This is a genomic window from Comamonas sp. 26 (assembly GCF_002754475.1).
Classification (GTDB): Bacteria; Pseudomonadota; Gammaproteobacteria; order Burkholderiales; family Burkholderiaceae_C; genus Comamonas.
In genome coordinates this window covers 2,777,840-2,793,294 of record NZ_PEFL01000001.1, presented here as the reverse complement: position 1 = coordinate 2,793,294, position 15,455 = coordinate 2,777,840, and the positions used below count along the sequence as shown (strand labels likewise).

The window sequence follows — 15,455 nt, the reverse complement described above, 5'->3', positions numbered from 1 at the left end:
ACGCACCTAGGGCGTCAGAGGGCAGAAATCGGTGGTTTGACGAGCTGAAAAGGCGCAGCGCTGGAAAAGCGCGCTGTGCCATGAGCCAGCAGCACGGCTCGGGGTGCTTTGGCGTGAGGGCTCAACAGTTCTGGCGTGGCCAGCGTCGAGTGGCAGATGCCGCAGGCCGTGCAATGGCCTTCATGCTGGTGGCAATCGCTGCTAGCTGCATCTGCGCTGCAAGTGGCTGCTGCATTGGGCGCTGCTTCATGGTGCGAGCCCATGTCGTGATGCATGTGCTGCGCCATGGCCGCCATCTCGCCCAGAGGCTGAGCATGACTCAGGCTTTGTTCATGTCCCATGGAGTGGCCCGGAGCCGTGTTCTGCTCCATGGCCATGGCGTCGCCTGCCAGGCCACGCAGGGCCAGCAGAAAAACCATGAACAGGGAGAGAAAACGACGCATGGCTTGAATGATAACGATGGGCGGGGTTTAGTTCCCCGCCCAGGTTAAGGTGCTATCAAAAAAGAGAGCTGCTTGCGCTTGCTGCTAAAGCGTCAAGGGCTTGTTTGATTAAATTTCACCATTCTTCCAGTGGCGCAGTCGCAGGCCGTTGGCCACGACCAGCAGGCTGACGCCCATGTCTGCCAGCACGGCCAGCCACATGCTGGCGTTGCCGCTGACAGCCAGGGCAAAGAACGCGAGCTTGATGCCCAGCGCCAGCCCGATGTTTTGCCACAGCACGCTGTGGGCGCGCTGTGAGAGGTCGACCACATCGGGGATGCGGCGCAGGTCGTCGTTCATCAGCACCACATCGGCCGTTTCCATGGCCATGTCGGTGGCGTGCATGCCGCCCATGGCAAAGCCGATATCGGCCTGGGCCAGAGCCGGTGCGTCGTTGATGCCGTCGCCGGTCATGGCCGTGGGGCCTATGCTGCGCTGCAACTCGCTCAGGGTTTTGAGTTTGTCTTCGGGCAGCATATTGCCGCGTGCATCGTCAATGCCTGCTTCTGCCGCGACGGTGCGCACGGTGGCGCTGTTGTCGCCACTCAACACAATGGGTTTGACGCCCAGCGCCTGCAACTGCGCCACGGCTTCTTTGGCCTGCGGGCGCAGCGGGTCGGCCACGGCAAACAGGGCTTGCACGCCTTGGCTATTGGCCAGCAGGGTGACGGTGCGGCCTTGCTGCTCGTGCCGCATCAGCGCGGCCTTGAGTGCGGCGCTGTCCCAGCCTTGCTCGGCGGCCCAGCGCAGATTGGCCAGCGTCCACAGCTCGCCATTGACCTGCGCCTGCACGCCGCGCCCGGGCAGGGCTTGAAGCTGCTGAGCCTCGGCAACGCGGCTGCTCACCTGGGTTTGCAGGCCTTGGGCAATCGCGCGAGATACCGGGTGGTCGGAACGCGAGGCCAGCGCATAGGCGTGCTCTGCCATGGCTTCGCTGGCGGAGCCATTCCAGTTTTGCCAGTCCACTAATTTTGGCGAGCCTGTGGTCAGCGTGCCGGTTTTATCGAGGGCAATGGCTTTGAGCTTGCGGGCCGATTCCAGCGCGCTGCCGCCCTTAATCAAGATGCCGCGTTTTGCAGCAGCGGTGAGCGCGCTGACTACGGTGATGGGCGTGGAAAGCACCAGTGCGCAAGGGCAGGCAATGACCAGCAGGGCCAGCGCCTGATACGCGGCCTGATGCCAGGCCCAGCCCAGCAGCCAGGGGGCGAGCACGCCCAGCGCAATGGCAAGCACCAGCACGATGGGGGTGTAAACCTCGGCAAAGCGATCCACAAAGCGCTGAGTGGGTGCCTTTGAGGACTGTGCCTGCTCCACGGCATGAACGATGCGGGCAATCAGGCTGTCGTTGGCAGGAGCGGTCACGCGCAGGTGCAGCTCGCCATCTTGATTAATGGAGCCCGCATACAGCTCATCGCCTGGACCTTTGTGCGCCAGAGCGCTCTCGCCGGTAATGGGGGCTTGATTGACCGAGCTTTCGCCTTCGGTCACCAGACCATCAAGGGGCACGCGTGCACCGGGCGTCACGCGCAATACCGCGCCCAGCGGCACATCCTTGGCGGCCATGCGTTGGGTACTGCCGTCGGGCTGCAGCACATCGGCGGTCTCGGGCGCCAGCTGCAGCAGGCTGCGGATGGCCAAGCGTGCCTTGTCCATGGCCTGATCTTCGATGCGCTCGGCGGCGGCGTACAGCGCCATGACCATGGCGGCCTCAGGCCACTGGCCGATGATGAAGGCACCGGTCACAGCCACGGCCATCAGCGCATGAATGCCGAGCTTGAAGCGAAACAAATCCTTGATGCCGGCTTTGTAGACACCCAGACCCGAGAGACCAATACCGATCACGGCCAGTGCCATGCCCAGGTATTGCAGGGTGGCATTGGCGTCGCCAAACCAGTGACAGGCCTCTGCCGCCAGTGCCGCCACCAGTGCGGCGTAGATGCGGGGCCAGCCGGGCAGTACGCCATGGTCATGCCCGTGGTCGTTGCCGTCGTTTTCATCATGCGCGTGCCCATGGCTTTTGACAGGCTCGCTGATGGAAAACGGTGCACAACAGCTGGTGCCGCAGGCTGATCCTGCGGTTGCTGCTATGGGTTTTGAGGTGGCAGGGACTGGCTCATGACTGTGGTCATGGTCGTGCCCTGCATGGGCGTGGGTGGACAGGCTTTCTGGCTTCATGGCAGTATTGAAAACAATAAAGTCACTTTAAGGTCAAGCATGTCCCTCAATTCTTCGGATATTCCGCGCTGGCGCATTGGTGAAGCAGCTAAGCGCTCGGGCATTGCGGCGGCCAATATCCGCTATTACGAGAAGGAGCAGCTGCTGTCGCCCGGCGTTCGCGAGGACAACCAGTACCGCCTCTACACCGATGGTGATGTGCACCGCCTGCGCTTTATCCGCCTGTGCCGGGCCATGGATATGTCGCTGGACGAAGTGCGCACCCTGCTGGCGCTGGACGGTGCGCGCAAGGATGATTGCGTGGCCGCCAATAAAACCCTGGATGCCCATCTGGGTCATGTGCGCGAGCGACTGGCCGAGCTGCAGGCGCTGGAGCACGAGCTGATGCAGCTGCGCAGCCAGTGCGATGGCTCGGACAGCTTTTGCCACATCATTGAAGCCCTGCACGCTCAGGCAGATGAGCCGCTACCCGTTAATCTGCAAAGCGGCGGCGCAGCAAAGCGCCATGTCTGACAACTATACGCAGTGCGGCATGGGGCTGCAGCCGGATGCGGGCGCTATCATTCCTGCATGAGCTGGAGCGAAACCACCATCAAGTTGCCGGGGCGCATTGTGGCCGCGCTGGGCGCGCAGGCCCTGGCGTGGTGGCGCAGCATTTATCTGACAGCGGTACTGCTGGTCTTGATTCTGTCGCCCTCCAGCTACCGCAAGCGCGGGCGGGCCATGCTGGCCCAGCAGATGTATGCGCAGACCGCCCCCGTGCTGATGGGCTTTACCGCATTGGCCGCCTTGTTGTGTGCGGTGATTGCGCGCATCGTCATCGTTACCGCGCAAAGCTATGGCCTGTCGCGCTATGCGCAGGCTCTGGTGGTGCGCGTGATGGTGATTGAGCTGATTCCGCTGACGGCGGCGCTTTTTGTGGCCATGCGCTGCACAATTCCTGCCGGAGTGCAGGTGGTACAGATGCGCACACAAGGGGTGCTGAGCCAGTGGAAGGCGCAGGGCATCGACCCCATACGCGCGGCGCTTGTGCCGCGTGCGGCGGCGGGCGTGTTTGCGGCGATTACGCTGGCAGCGCTCAGCTGCATCGTGGCGCTGGTCACCGTTTATCTGAGCGTGTACGGCTTCAGCATGGCCGGGTTTGGTGCCTACACCCGTATTTTTGGGCAGATTTTCACGCCATCGTTGACGCTGGTGTTTGCGCTCAAGACCTGGTTTTTCAGTCTCACAGTGGCGGTCATGCCACTGGCCTCTGCTATGTACACGCCGATTGCACGGCACCGGCAGGGCGGGGCGGAACTGGGCGGTTTTGCGCGCATGTTTGCCGTATTGCTCCTGATCGAGATCGTCTCGCTCATGGGCAACTACTACTAAGAAGGATGGAGCAATGAGCGAAACCCGGATGGCCGAGGAGCAGCTGATTGATGAAGAGCTGCTCAGCCTTAAACCCGTGGCGAATCTGCGCGCCAAGGCTGCAGCATTGCTGGTGCTGACCCTGTTGCTGATCTTGAGCGCAGCAGGCTATTTGCTGTATGCGCGCGGCGTGTTTGAGACTACGCAGCGGCTGGTGCTGACGGCGGATGATTCCGAGGGCGTGGTCGTGGGCATGGACATGACGTTCTCAGGCTTCCCCATTGGCCGCGTCAACAAGATTGAGCTGGCGGAAGATGGCTCGGTGCGCATTCTGGTTGATGTGCCCGAGAAAGACGCGCACTGGTTGCGTCAGTCCAGTGTGTTCACGTTGGTTAAAGGCATTGTGGGTGGCACCACCATCAAGGCCTATAGCGGCATGCTCAGCGATGCACCGCTGCCACCGGATTCCGTTCGCCCCGTGCTCAGCGGCGATGCCACGGCTGAGCTGCCGCAAATCATCAACTCCGCCAAGGAAGTGCTGGCCAATGTAGCGTCGCTGACGGCGACGGATTCAGCCTTGGGCGGCTCGCTGGCCGAAGTGCGCAAGCTGGCCGAGCGTATGCAGGGCCAGGGCGGAGTTCTGGGTGCCGTGCTGGGCAGCGATGAGGAAGCCAAAAAAGTCACTCAGCTGCTGGAGCGTGCCAGCTCCGTGCTGGGCCGCATGGATCGCATGGTCGCCCGTGCCGATAGCCAGGTTTTTGATGCCAATGGCGTCATGCCCCAAGTGCGCGCCACGGTGGAGCAGCTCAATGGCCTGCTGGCCGATACACGCAAAAGCATGGGTAAGGTAGATGCGGTTCTGGCCGATATGCAGGTCGTGGGCAGCAATGCCCGCGAGGCATCAACGGATCTGGGTGCATTGCGTGCCGAGGTGGAAAGCAATCTGATCCGGCTGGAGTCTGTGCTCAACGATTTGCAGCGCAAATGGCCGTTTGCCCACAAACCGGAGTTGAAGCTGCCATGAAGCCTGATTTCAAGTCAAAATGGCCTCTAAGCCAATACACCAAAGCGTTAGCCGCTATATCCGTGATAGCGTTAGCGGCCTGCAGCAGCCAGCCACCCGCGCCGGACTGGGCTTTGGCTGCTGAAAGCGCGACGCAAAAAGCCACGGCTGCCTATTTACAGGGACAGCAGCGCATAGAAGCCCTGCAATGGCAAAAAGCCCGTGATTCGGTGGCCAGTACGGGGCAGCCAGCTCTGGCTGCCAAAGTGGAATTAATGCGCTGCGCGGCGCAGGTGGCAAGCTTGGAGTGGGATGACTGCCCGGCCTATGAAGCTCTGGCGCAGGATGCTGCTCAAGAAGATCAGGCCTATGCACGCTATTTGCAGGGCAGGGCTCAACCTGCCGACATAGAACTATTGCCCGAAGCACAGCGCGCCGTGGCGCGGCAGTTAGGCAGTGCTGGAGATGCTGCGCCGGTCGAGATCAAGGACCCGCTGTCCAGTTTGGTTGCGGCAGGCGTGCAACTGCGCAGTGGCAGGGCATCGCCAGCATTGCTGCAGCAGGCCGTGGATACGGCATCGGCACAGGGCTGGCGGCGGCCATTGATGGCCTGGCTGCTGCTGCAGCTCAAGTCCGAGCAGCAGGCGGGGAACAGCGAAAAGGCTGCGCAGTTGGAGCGCCGCCTGAAGTTGCTGCAAGCGCCGGCGCTCAAATAGCGCGGTCATCAGGTTCAGGCATGAAAAAAGCGAGGCAGGAGCCTCGCTTTTTGCTGAGTGACAAGCCGCAAGGCCTGTCTGCCTCAAATGCTTAGAAGCGGTGACGGATACCAGCCATCACGCTGGTGCCGGACTTGGAATCAGCGAACTTGATGCGGTCATACATCACAGCGCCGTACACGTCGGTGCGCTTGGACAGGAAGTGGTCGTAGGCCACGGTGTAGGTGGTACGGGTGGCATCAACATTGCCCAGCTCGGACTTGGTGTGTGCACCAGCGGCCTTGATGGTGCCGGCTGCGCTCACAGGCACATCCAGACCCAGCGAGTAAGTCTTGTTCTTGCGATCTTCGGTAGCCGCAAAGGTGTCCTTGCCCTTGGATTGACCGTAAGTACCGTACAGCTTCACGACCTTGAAGTCGTAAGTGCCGCCGACCATCCAGTCCGTCTTGGTGGGACGCACATCCAGCACCACAGGGTTGTTGATTTGCGAGCGCTCATAGAAAGCGACCAGGCTCAGAGGACCCGCGCCGTACAGGACGTTCAGGCCCACGTTCTTCTTGCTCTTATCGCCTTGCGCAGTTTGCTCGCCAAACTGATAGTGCACATTGGCCTTCAGACCGCCGAAGCTGGGTGTCGAGTAGATGATCTGGTTGCTCCAGCCGGTGTCGGCAGGAGAAGTCAGGTTGTTCTTGCCCCAGGCACCGGTGCCCACGTTGGCATGCAGAACCAGCGGCGAAATCGTGAAGGAGTCGCCAAAGGGGTTGGTCAGGATGGTGGGCAGGAAGTTGGGGGCCTTGTCACGGCCCAGACCCACGCGACCAAAGCTGCCGCTCAGGCCCACGTTGGCGTCGCGGGCGAAGAAGGGGTCACCGTTGAAGCGGCCGGGTGTGCCGGTATCGCCACGAAAGAACGCGGTGAGGTTGAAGTCTGCCTTCAGGCCGCTGCCCAGGTCTTCCGTGCCTTTCAGGCCCCACCAGGAGGTAGTCATACCGCCCGAGCCCACTTGGCCGCTGCGCTCGCCACCGGGTGCCTTCATGGAGCCGGCGTACATATCCACCAGGCCGGTCAGTTGCACATTGCTCTGAGCATAAGCAGCACCGGAGCAGGCCAGGGCAGCTGCCAGGGCGATGAAAGTATTCTTCATGTGTGTTCTCTCGAGTTGGTTATTAGGTTTACGTTTTGAAATATAGCGGCGGTTTGTATACAGCCAACGCTACGAATTCATGGAAGCCGATGAAATCATCTTTTCAAAGGCGCAGCAGTGGTTTTTTCACGTCATTTACACAGGGGAATCACGGATGTGCACAAGCTTGGTGCGCAGAATTTGTGAACTGGAGGCAGTCAGCACAAATGTGCTGTTGAGAGTGGGTGCTTGCGGGGTGGGGTGAGGGGAATAACAGTCATTCCAGGCCTGCGGTTCTGCCTCGTGGCCTGCAGAGACTCCCCTTGATGAATGCCTGTGCTCCGGCGTACTAATGCGTGAGCATTGGCAGTTCACATTGGTTTTTATCCCAGAGGTTTGCCTGTCGAGGCGTATAGCGACATGTAGAAGCAGATGCAGGCAGCGCAGAAAGCTTTTTTGGAAGCCTTTTGGCACTTTTTTGAAAAAAGTGAGTGTTTTTCCCGGGGAGGCTATTTTTCCTCCCTATAATTCGCAGCAACAACACGGAATGTAGCGCAGCCTGGTAGCGCACTTGCATGGGGTGCAAGGGGTCGCGAGTTCGAATCCCGCCATTCCGACCAAATTAGATAAGGGTTCCTAACTATTAAGTTAGGAACCCTTTTTCTATTGTTGAGTTTTATTGGCTGTTTGCCGGAGCAATTCCTTGGAGTTCTGGCGGAGTCAAAAAACCTGCTGCAGCCTCCATGCCGTGATGCTCAATATAGATAGAGTTTTTACGTTCAGCGTTTTGCTGCTCCCCAAAACGTTACCAGCGCCAGCAGCATGCTGGTGAACAGGACTGTGCAAAAAGACAAGTAGGAGGTCAGCGGTAGTGCTGAGGCGATTCCAATGGAGATCGCGGCACATCCCATTTGCAGAAAGCCCAGCAATGCAGAAGCGGCGCCAGCACTCTGTCCAAAAGGCTGCAAGGTCAAGGCAGTTCCCAAAGGGTTGATCAGGCCCATTCCAACTAAGAACACCGTCAACGCAGCCGAAAAATAGTACGCCTGTTCCGGGACGGCTAACAAGGCAGTACCGCCGGTAAAGGCAATGGCAATGCCTGCACGGGCAGCACGCAGTGCGCCAAAGCGATGCGCAAGCCGTGGTGCGAGCAGGCCCGCGCCGAAAACGACAAACACAGTGGATGCGAATAGCAGTGCGAGTTCAAAAGGCGAAAAACCAAACCCCTCCATCAAGATGGCCGGCGCCATTGCAAAGAATAGATACAGCGAGCCTATGACCAGGCTGACAGACATCGCTGGTGCAATGAACCTGCGGTCAGTCAAAAGTTCTTTATAGGTCGCGATTACGGCGCTGAGTGCCAAAGGGCGGCGTAAGTCGGAGCGATGGGTTTCACCAAGCCGCGATAAATAGTGGACCCCCAGCAAGATGGCGAGCAGCCCGACAACGCCAAAGGTCGCGCGCCAGCCCAGGAAACTGTTTAAGGCACCGCCCAGCAACGGAGAAAAACCGGGTGCAGCTGCCATGGCGACCATAACGAGCGAAAGCACACGTGCGAGTGACTCGCCCTCAAACAAGTCACGAGCAATGGCGCGAGACAGTACGGATGTAGCGCACACGCCAAGCGCTTGAACAACACGGCCTGTGATGAGCTGAGGAAGGCTTGAGGCCAAGGCACATACTGCGCTACCGACCACAAACATGAGCAGGCCGGACACCACCAAGGGTCTGCGTCCGAAGCGATCCGACAACGGGCCCACAAAGAGCTGGCCGAGGGCAAAAGCCACAAAGAAAGTGCTCAGCGTAGCACTGAGGTCCTTGACGGATGTCCCAAGCTCGGCGCCGATGGAAGGGAAAGCGGGCAGGATGATGTTGGTGGCCAACGAGCCTAGCGCCGCCAGTCCGGCGAGCATCAGCAGCAATTCACCTGATAAAGATTTTGCGGATTCAGTCGGCTTTTGCATCGTCACCCTCTTTGTCGCCGCCAAGGCACTTAATGCAGGAGTCGAGTAACTCATGCAGCGCCGCCACACGTTCCGTCCCCAACTGTTCGTTCAAAGCAAGCTGTGCGGTCTTCCATGCCCGTTGTGCTTGTGCCTGCTTGGATGCACCTGTTTCTGTTGCGATGACTAAACGACTGCGTGCGTCTGCGCCAGCGCCAATGGTCAGAAAGCCCATCGCTGCCAGCGGCTGAAGGTTGCGCGTCAGTGTGGAGGCGTCCATTTGCATGCGCTTGGCTAGATCCACCGGACGCAATGGCCCTAGCTTGACGACGTGGGAGAGCAGGGAGTATTGCGTGATCTTCAAGCCAACTTCCGCGAAGAAGTGGTCATAGTGCCGAGTCACGATACGGCTGAGCTGGCGCAACTTCAGGTTGGTGCAACCCTGGGGCTTGATGCTGTTCTTCATTTGATATATTGTAATTACAACTGTTGTAATTGCAAGTTTATAAAGTGAAGGAGTCTGTAATGACGGTGGATCAAGTTATCGATAGATGGCGCGCAGATGAAGCTATGGTGCGTGCTCGTCTAGGTGCGGTGGACACGGAGTCCCATCTGGATATCGCCAATCGGACTGGCATGGAAGTATTTGAGGCCATCTTTGCAGGTGAACTTCCTCCCGCCCCGATCGGCGAAACGCTCGACTTTGTTCCTATTCACATGGCTCCTGGGGAGGCTGTATTTCAGGGAAGCCCAAAGCGTCGTCACTACAACCCGCTTGGCACCGTGCATGGAGGCTGGTTTGCGACTTTGCTTGACTCTGCAGTGGGTTGTGCGATTCACACGACCTTGCCTGCAGGCAAAGCCTTCACCACCTTGGAGCTAAAAGTGAACATGGTGCGTGCGTTAAATGACGGCGTGCCGTTGGTGCGCGCGGAGGGGAAAATTATTCATGCTGGTCGGCAAGTAGCGACTGCGGAGGGGCGCATCGTTGGACCAGATGGAAAGCTTTATGCCCACGCTACCACGACCTGCCTGATCTTCGATCAGCGCATTGGCAAGTAAGCATCAGGGCTGGTATCAGCCACGAGACGAATGGCTGCTAGGCGCCGCCAAGAAGCGTGAGTTCGGCTTCCAGACCGAAGGAGCGTAAGCGTTGTAAAGCAGAAGTTGATGGCGGAAGTCAAAGCTGAGAGCCACCTTTGAGGGCTGCAAATACCAATACCGAACATTTAGCGGCTTGGACTGACTCCTATGCTCAAAAACAGGCAGGGGGTGCCCGCCTGGGAGTCGTCCAAGCGTCACTCATCAGTTGCTCGCAATAGGTCGCGATGTGATGCGGCAATCACTGCTCAGAGGTTCAATCATTTCAAGCAGCCTCTTGTAGCCTGTACGTTGAATTCGCCATTGCCCAGCGACCTTGATATAGCAGTCCTCGTATAGAGCACTGCCGGTCAGAATAGTCTGTTCGTCGAGGTTGATGAACAAGTCATTCAGGTACCAGATTCCAGTGGCGGAATCGCCTTCTACGTTGATCTCAGGTGTGTGCCCGTTATGCATGCCAAAGCGTCTATGAGTGAACGCATTGCGGTAGAAGTCCATGGCTTCGTTGATGCCATTGATTTCGTACTGGTAAGTCGGGCTGTCGAAGCGAATATGCACATCCTTGCTCAGAACTGTGTGCAGGAGTTCCAGCTGGCAGGTGTCAATGCCTCGAAAGTAACGTGCCTTGAGTTGTTTAATCTCTTCGATGTCAAAAAGAGTTTGCATGTTTTTCTCCGCTAAGACTTAGTTAGGCAGGTAGTGACCGCCGCTGACATCAAGCTGGGCACCAGTCACGACACGCGCATAGTCGCTGGCCAAATACAGTGCTGCAGATGCGCAATCAGCATCGTCGGGAATCTCGTTGCGCAATGGAATCTGTTTGGCGATGACATCCACAAGTGACTCGATGGGGACGCTCTGACGCTTGGCTTCTGCCTGGAAGTAGCCTTTGACAGGAGCACCCCACATCCAGCCGTTGTAGGTGCTGTTGACGCGAATGCCGAATGGGCCCAGGTCCTCGGCCAGATATTGAACAGCGGTCTTGAGCGCACCCTTGGAGACGGCATAACCCGCCTCCAGCTGGTTGGGACGGCGAGTCGCCATGGTGTTGATCATCACGATGCTGCCGTCTTTTTGTTTCTTCATCTGCGGAACAACCGCTTGTGTCATGTTCATGGAGCCGTAGAGGTTGACCTCCATGACTTTGCGCCAATCATCCATGGATGAATTGCTGGAAGAGCCCCAGGTTCCGTGTGCATAGGCTGAGTTGATCAAGGCGTCGATACGGCCAAACTTCTCAATCGTTAGCTCGGCCAGTTTCTTGCACTGCTCGGGTTTCGAGATGTCGGTGGCGACCTTGAGAATTTCGCATTGATGTCCGGCGGCGCGGATTGCTGCCTCCGTGTCGTCCAGCATGGATTGAGTTCGCGCCGCCAGCACCACGGCCTTGGCTTCATATTCCGCGGCACGCAAGGCCAGCTTGATACCCATTCCGGGCCCAATGCCAGAGATGATGATGACTTTGTCCTTCAAAAGCATATATGTCTCCTTAAGATTTTTGTGTTTCTGGATCGCTGGGCTCAAGCGTGCATCGCGGCACGCGCGGCCTGCAGTGCTTCGGCACGTTTTTTGAGATCGCGGGCAACCTGGTCAAAGGCTTTTTTTACCCAGGCACCGTGCTCGGCCATGATGGTGTCGGCGTTGATGCCGAGAAATTGGTCCGTGGTGAAGTAGGTACAGCGATGGGCATCAAGGGCCTCCACGTACTGATCACGGCGTGCTGCATCTTTGTTTTCCGGCACGGGGCGCTGTTCCCAGGACAGCAGCAACTCTGGCTCGCAGGCCACCAGATATTCGTTGACGGGCCAGGTCTCCCCTGTGTCGGGGTGACGAGTCAACATTTCAACCAGGTCGTTGATTTGCATGCCGCAGCGTGCACTGAAGCAGAAGCTGTTCCAGTGTTTGTAGTTGTCCAGATCTGTCAGAACCTCCCAGACCAGACTGGCCGGCGCATTGATTTCCACCGTGATGGAGGTGACGAGATTGGCTGATTTGGTCATTGGCACTTTCCTTTCTGAATCAGTTGATGGGCTTGGAGGTGATCTGCAACTGTTCGCTCAAGGGTTGAATGGTTTCCAGCAAGGTCTTGTAGCCCGTCTGGGCAATCCACCAGCGACCATCCCGCTTGATATAGCGGTCCTCATAGATGGCACCGCCATGCATATGGGTCTTTTCTTCGAGGTTGATAAAGACGTAGTTCAGATACCAGAGGCCCGTGGCTTCGTGGCCACTGACCTCGATTTCCGGTGTATGGCCGTTGTGCATGGCCAAACGGGTTTTGGTGAAAGAGGTTTTGTAGAAGTCCAGCGCCTTGTCCAGACCTTCCAGATGAAACTCATAGGCAGGGCTTTTGAAGGCCAACTTGATGTCCGGGGTCAGTATTGACTTCAAGGTTTCGATGTCGCAGGTATCGATGGAGCGGAAGTAACGCGCTTTCAGTTGTTTGATGAGTTCTATGGCTTCGAGGTCTAGCATGGGTCTGTCTGTCTCCTGTTGTTGTTGGTCGGGCTTCAAGCGCTGACTTGGTAGAAGCTGGTGAGAATGCAGTCCAGGCTGCCAAAGTCCATGAATCGGCACACGGACTCGGATGTGGCCTGCTCGCGTTCATGGAGAAGCTCTGAATTCCCCTGGGTGCCGTAGAAGCCATCAGGATTGCCAACGGCCGCGTCTGGGTAGTGCTCTTCGACAATGGCATCAATCTCCGGGGCGCCCGATGTCAGTGCCTTGATGACGGTGTTCTGCCGGCAGTCAAAAATCGATTGAAGGATGTAGGCATTGAATCCGTGTTCACGCCAGTAGCTGCTCCACTGTTCGCGCTGCAGTCGAGGAGGGCACTTGAACAGGGCCACCTGGCACATGCCGGGTGCACGCTCGCCGATACGATTTTTGATACCCAGCTGTGCTTTGCGCGCTCTGCGCTTTTCCGTGCGGGGCATGCTTTCTTTGACTTGGTAGGCGTGCAGCCGAGCCACATGCTTTTGCAGCAATTCGATTACAAGGCCAACCCTGCTAGTACCTTCAAGCCTGATGCTGAGCATCCCGTCCGGTGGCTGGGAACTGGCCGTCATCCGCTGCAGGGATGCTTTTTCCACGTCCTGGTCGACGACCATCACGCGTATTTCCCGGGCTCCAAGGGCTTCCAGCATGTCTTGAAGTCTGATCAGGGCATCCCGCCAGTGCTCTGCGGACTGCCGCTCGGGGCGCCACAGACTGAACATGATTTTTTCCATGATTCAGTCTTCTCGCTTAGTGCGCAGTTTGCAGGTGACGGGCACGGTACTGTGCGTAGTCGGTCTGCAACTGTTGCTCGCTCAGCCCGAAGGTCTCCAGACTGTAGTCATGGCCTGCGCGCTTTTCACGGCCATTGCTGGACAGCCATTGCTGAGCGTCGGTGCGAGCCTTTTCGGTGAATGGCAACCCTGCAAACTGATACACCGCCTCCAGCACTGCCATGGGATTTTCCACAGTATCGGAGAAGTGAATGTCCAGAAAGCGGGCCGTATCCTGCTGATCGCGAACTTGCATGGTGTGATGAATACCGCGAGCCATGCGGGTGTTCCACTGGCGACCCGTCGAGAGCGGGTCTGGTGTGTCGCTGTAGATTTGCCACAGTGTGTGGGCCATGCTGGCCATGGATGGAATGGTCTGCGCTGGCTCACGGTGGGTCAAAATGACCTGTGCCTTGGGAAACACCGAAAGCAATATCTCAAGGGTGTGCAAATGCTGGGGAGCCTTAAGCAGCCAGCGCTGCCCCTGTGGCTCGCCACGCTGGCTTTTTTGCCACTGCAGGAACTGAAGCATCTTCTTGAGCTGCTTATAGACAGGTCGTTGATCCTGTTGGTCCAGCCAGGCGGTGTAGCTGGGGACATCGGCATAAGCGTCCATGGCGCAGAGAAAGGAATGCTCCATGAGCATGAATTCCTCGTCGCACAGTGTGGCGTTCATTGGGTGGATAGACAGAATCTGCGGGATGGCTTCAATGGTCTGCGCCACTTCGGCTTTGGCCAACTCGATGCGAGTTGCGGCATCTTGCGGGCCTTCCCCCACGAGTGGTGCGGGGTAGCGGGTTTCCCACCAGGCTGCGGAATAAAAGCGTGGGTCCACCGCCAGCGTGCGTTGCAGCATGGTGGTGCCCGTACGTGGCAGGCCAACGATAACCAAGGGGTCGTCAATTTCAATTTGGTCAATTTCTGGGAAGCGCTTGAAATAGTCTTCCATGATCAGACGGTTGACGAGCTGGCCCACCAGGCGCTCGCGCATCATGACAAGGCCGGCAGATGAGAGCTTGGCTTGCGTGTTCAGCGACTGGGTTAGCACTGCCAGTGCCTGGCGGTAGTTGTCATCGCCGAAATCGGTCAAGCCGGGGGTTCGGCCACATGCTGCCTGCAGCAGCTCTTCGACCTGAAGCGTTTGGGGCGTTTGGAGTGGGGTGTGGACGTTCATACAGTCTCCGCCAGTTGGTCCATGGAAACGACTTGTGTGGTGGGGTGGCATTGCTCCTTGGCCCCTACCCAGCGCAGGCACATGGTCCCTTCCCGAACGCCTGCGGTCTGCAGCCAGTTGGCAAGGCCGGGGTTTCGCTCGCTCAGTACCAGAGTCACGCCGCCCTTGTCGTCGTACTGGGCCTGGTGTTTGTTGATGCAGATCTGGTGATGGCGGTAGTCCAGAGACTCCAGCCAGTAGTTGTTGATCTGCAGATTCCAGAATGAGCACTCGGGGACTTTGTCCACATGAATCACCAGCGCCTGGTCTTCATCAAGCTTCCAGTGAGAGTGGTAGTAGAAGATGTTGGGGTCTCCTCCCACTGACTGACAGTAAGCCTGGTCGGCTGGTGGCAGCTGATTGCTATGAGGAAGATAGCTTTGAGCCCAGTCTGCAAAAAGCGCAGCGGTGTTTTCGACAAAGGAGGAGGCGCGCTGCAAGGACTGCGCAAAAACCAGTGGATCCAGTGGGCCGGGCTTGTCTTGCGTTCCGATTCGCTCAATGGAAAGCTTGGCGGGAACTTCACTTTTGCGGTCCATGAAGGTCTGGCGCACCAGAATGGAAACGGAGTTGTTTTCCATCGGGAGCCAGTTACCGGGCTGAGGTTCGCGGCTGATGATGATCTCGAAATTACCGTCCTTGTCAGTCATCAATTGGGTCGCATCGAGGAAGCCGGTCACGATCATGCGGCCGTCGGTTTCGTAGCCCCCTTTTTGCGTGCAAAAGCTCAGGTATGAAACACTGCCCCGATTGCCATGAATGCGGTACTCCATGGCACCGTTCAGGCGAGAGTATTCGTAGATGTTGTCGGGGTTGTCTGCGCCAATCTTGGCGGTTTCATGCGATGTCTTGAAAAAGCTGGGAAACGCCGGGTCGGCAAACTCCACATGCATTTCCAGCGCGATGCGCAGCAGCCGGGTCAGGTACCGGTAGCCTTCAGCGCGCGTGGCAGGGTCTGCAGGGGTTTCCGGGCGAAGAATCTGCTGACCACAGCGCTTGAGGTGGTCGCAAAACTCTGACCAGGTTTCACCCGTGAGAAGTTTTTCATTGATGGTTTGCTTGTCCATGATCTGAATC

At 58.0% G+C, this 15,455-nt stretch carries 17 protein-coding genes and 1 tRNA gene; 6 read left to right on the top strand and 12 right to left on the bottom strand.

The genetic code is table 11. The features are described 5' to 3' along the window. Positions 1-14 precede the first annotated feature (14 nt). Positions 15-443 carry a hypothetical protein gene (locus CLU84_RS12960; RefSeq protein ID WP_099737524.1) on the bottom strand — a complete coding sequence of 143 codons (429 nt, stop codon included), beginning with the start codon at positions 441-443 and terminating at the stop codon, positions 15-17. A 108-nt stretch (positions 444-551) separates the two neighbouring features. Beyond that, a complete protein-coding gene (locus tag CLU84_RS12955) occupies positions 552-2,657 on the bottom strand; it encodes a cation-translocating P-type ATPase (RefSeq protein WP_199173731.1) in 2,106 nt (701 codons plus the stop codon). 39 nt (positions 2,658-2,696) lie between these two features. Between CLU84_RS12955 and CLU84_RS12950 the strand changes: the two genes are divergently transcribed. The 4 genes from CLU84_RS12950 (at position 2,697) to CLU84_RS12935 (ending at position 5,729) form a co-directional block, all read left to right on the top strand. Then, positions 2,697-3,170, top strand: a complete 474-nt coding sequence (locus CLU84_RS12950) for a Cd(II)/Pb(II)-responsive transcriptional regulator (protein WP_099737523.1) — start codon at positions 2,697-2,699, stop codon at positions 3,168-3,170. Between the two features lie 57 nt (positions 3,171-3,227). After that, positions 3,228-4,031, top strand: coding sequence for an ABC transporter permease (locus CLU84_RS12945; RefSeq protein ID WP_099737522.1), 804 nt, complete (start codon positions 3,228-3,230; stop codon positions 4,029-4,031). A gap of 13 nt (positions 4,032-4,044) precedes the next feature. Next, the gene (locus CLU84_RS12940) at positions 4,045-5,034 is read left to right on the top strand and encodes an MlaD family protein (RefSeq protein ID WP_099737521.1); all 990 of its coding nucleotides are present in this window, start codon (positions 4,045-4,047) and stop codon (positions 5,032-5,034) included. Positions 5,035-5,099: 65 nt separating this feature from the next. Continuing rightward, a complete protein-coding gene (locus CLU84_RS12935; RefSeq protein WP_233210152.1) occupies positions 5,100-5,729 on the top strand; it encodes a hypothetical protein in 630 nt (209 codons plus the stop codon). Between the two features lie 91 nt (positions 5,730-5,820). Here CLU84_RS12935 and CLU84_RS12930 read toward each other — a convergent pair whose 3' ends face one another. Continuing rightward, positions 5,821-6,873 carry a porin gene (locus tag CLU84_RS12930; protein WP_099737519.1) on the bottom strand — a complete coding sequence of 351 codons (1,053 nt, stop codon included), beginning with the start codon at positions 6,871-6,873 and terminating at the stop codon, positions 5,821-5,823. A 522-nt stretch (positions 6,874-7,395) separates the two neighbouring features. Between CLU84_RS12930 and CLU84_RS12925 the strand changes: the two genes are divergently transcribed. Further along, a tRNA-Pro gene (locus tag CLU84_RS12925) sits at positions 7,396-7,472 on the top strand. 159 nt (positions 7,473-7,631) lie between these two features. Here CLU84_RS12925 and CLU84_RS12920 read toward each other — a convergent pair. After that, positions 7,632-8,816: a multidrug effflux MFS transporter gene (locus CLU84_RS12920; protein ID WP_099737518.1), complete on the bottom strand. Its 1,185-nt coding sequence runs from the start codon at positions 8,814-8,816 to the stop codon at positions 7,632-7,634. Beyond that, entirely contained in the window at positions 8,800-9,261 is a 462-nt protein-coding gene (locus tag CLU84_RS12915) for a MarR family winged helix-turn-helix transcriptional regulator (RefSeq protein WP_099737517.1), read from the bottom strand. Before CLU84_RS12915 ends, CLU84_RS12920 begins: the two co-directional genes overlap by 17 nt. Positions 9,262-9,320: 59 nt before the next feature. On the opposite strand from CLU84_RS12915, the gene CLU84_RS12910 reads away from it, so the two are divergent. Beyond that, positions 9,321-9,857, top strand: a complete 537-nt coding sequence (locus CLU84_RS12910) for a PaaI family thioesterase (RefSeq protein WP_099737516.1) — start codon at positions 9,321-9,323, stop codon at positions 9,855-9,857. Positions 9,858-10,100: 243 nt separating this feature from the next. On the opposite strand, the gene CLU84_RS12905 is transcribed toward CLU84_RS12910, so the two are convergent. Genes CLU84_RS12905 through CLU84_RS12875 form a run of 7 tightly spaced genes read right to left on the bottom strand, consistent with a single transcriptional unit; the run spans position 10,101 to position 15,445 of the window. Further along, the gene (locus CLU84_RS12905) at positions 10,101-10,562 is read right to left on the bottom strand and encodes a nuclear transport factor 2 family protein (RefSeq protein ID WP_099737515.1); all 462 of its coding nucleotides are present in this window, start codon (positions 10,560-10,562) and stop codon (positions 10,101-10,103) included. 18 nt (positions 10,563-10,580) lie between these two features. Beyond that, on the bottom strand, positions 10,581-11,375 hold the full coding sequence (locus CLU84_RS12900; protein ID WP_099737514.1) for an SDR family oxidoreductase: 795 nt from the start codon (positions 11,373-11,375) through the stop codon (positions 10,581-10,583). A gap of 41 nt (positions 11,376-11,416) precedes the next feature. Further along, the gene (locus CLU84_RS12895) at positions 11,417-11,896 is read right to left on the bottom strand and encodes an SRPBCC domain-containing protein (protein ID WP_099737513.1); all 480 of its coding nucleotides are present in this window, start codon (positions 11,894-11,896) and stop codon (positions 11,417-11,419) included. Between the two features lie 19 nt (positions 11,897-11,915). Continuing rightward, positions 11,916-12,371 carry a nuclear transport factor 2 family protein gene (locus tag CLU84_RS12890; protein WP_099737512.1) on the bottom strand — a complete coding sequence of 152 codons (456 nt, stop codon included), beginning with the start codon at positions 12,369-12,371 and terminating at the stop codon, positions 11,916-11,918. Positions 12,372-12,406: 35 nt separating this feature from the next. After that, positions 12,407-13,126, bottom strand: a complete 720-nt coding sequence (locus tag CLU84_RS12885; protein WP_099737511.1) for a hypothetical protein — start codon at positions 13,124-13,126, stop codon at positions 12,407-12,409. A gap of 16 nt (positions 13,127-13,142) precedes the next feature. Beyond that, entirely contained in the window at positions 13,143-14,339 is a 1,197-nt protein-coding gene (locus tag CLU84_RS12880; protein WP_099737510.1) for a sulfotransferase, read from the bottom strand. Further along, complete coding sequence (locus CLU84_RS12875) at positions 14,336-15,445, bottom strand: DUF1214 domain-containing protein (protein ID WP_099737509.1); 1,110 nt, start codon at positions 15,443-15,445, stop codon at positions 14,336-14,338. Before CLU84_RS12875 ends, CLU84_RS12880 begins: the two co-directional genes overlap by 4 nt. Positions 15,446-15,455 lie beyond the last annotated feature (10 nt).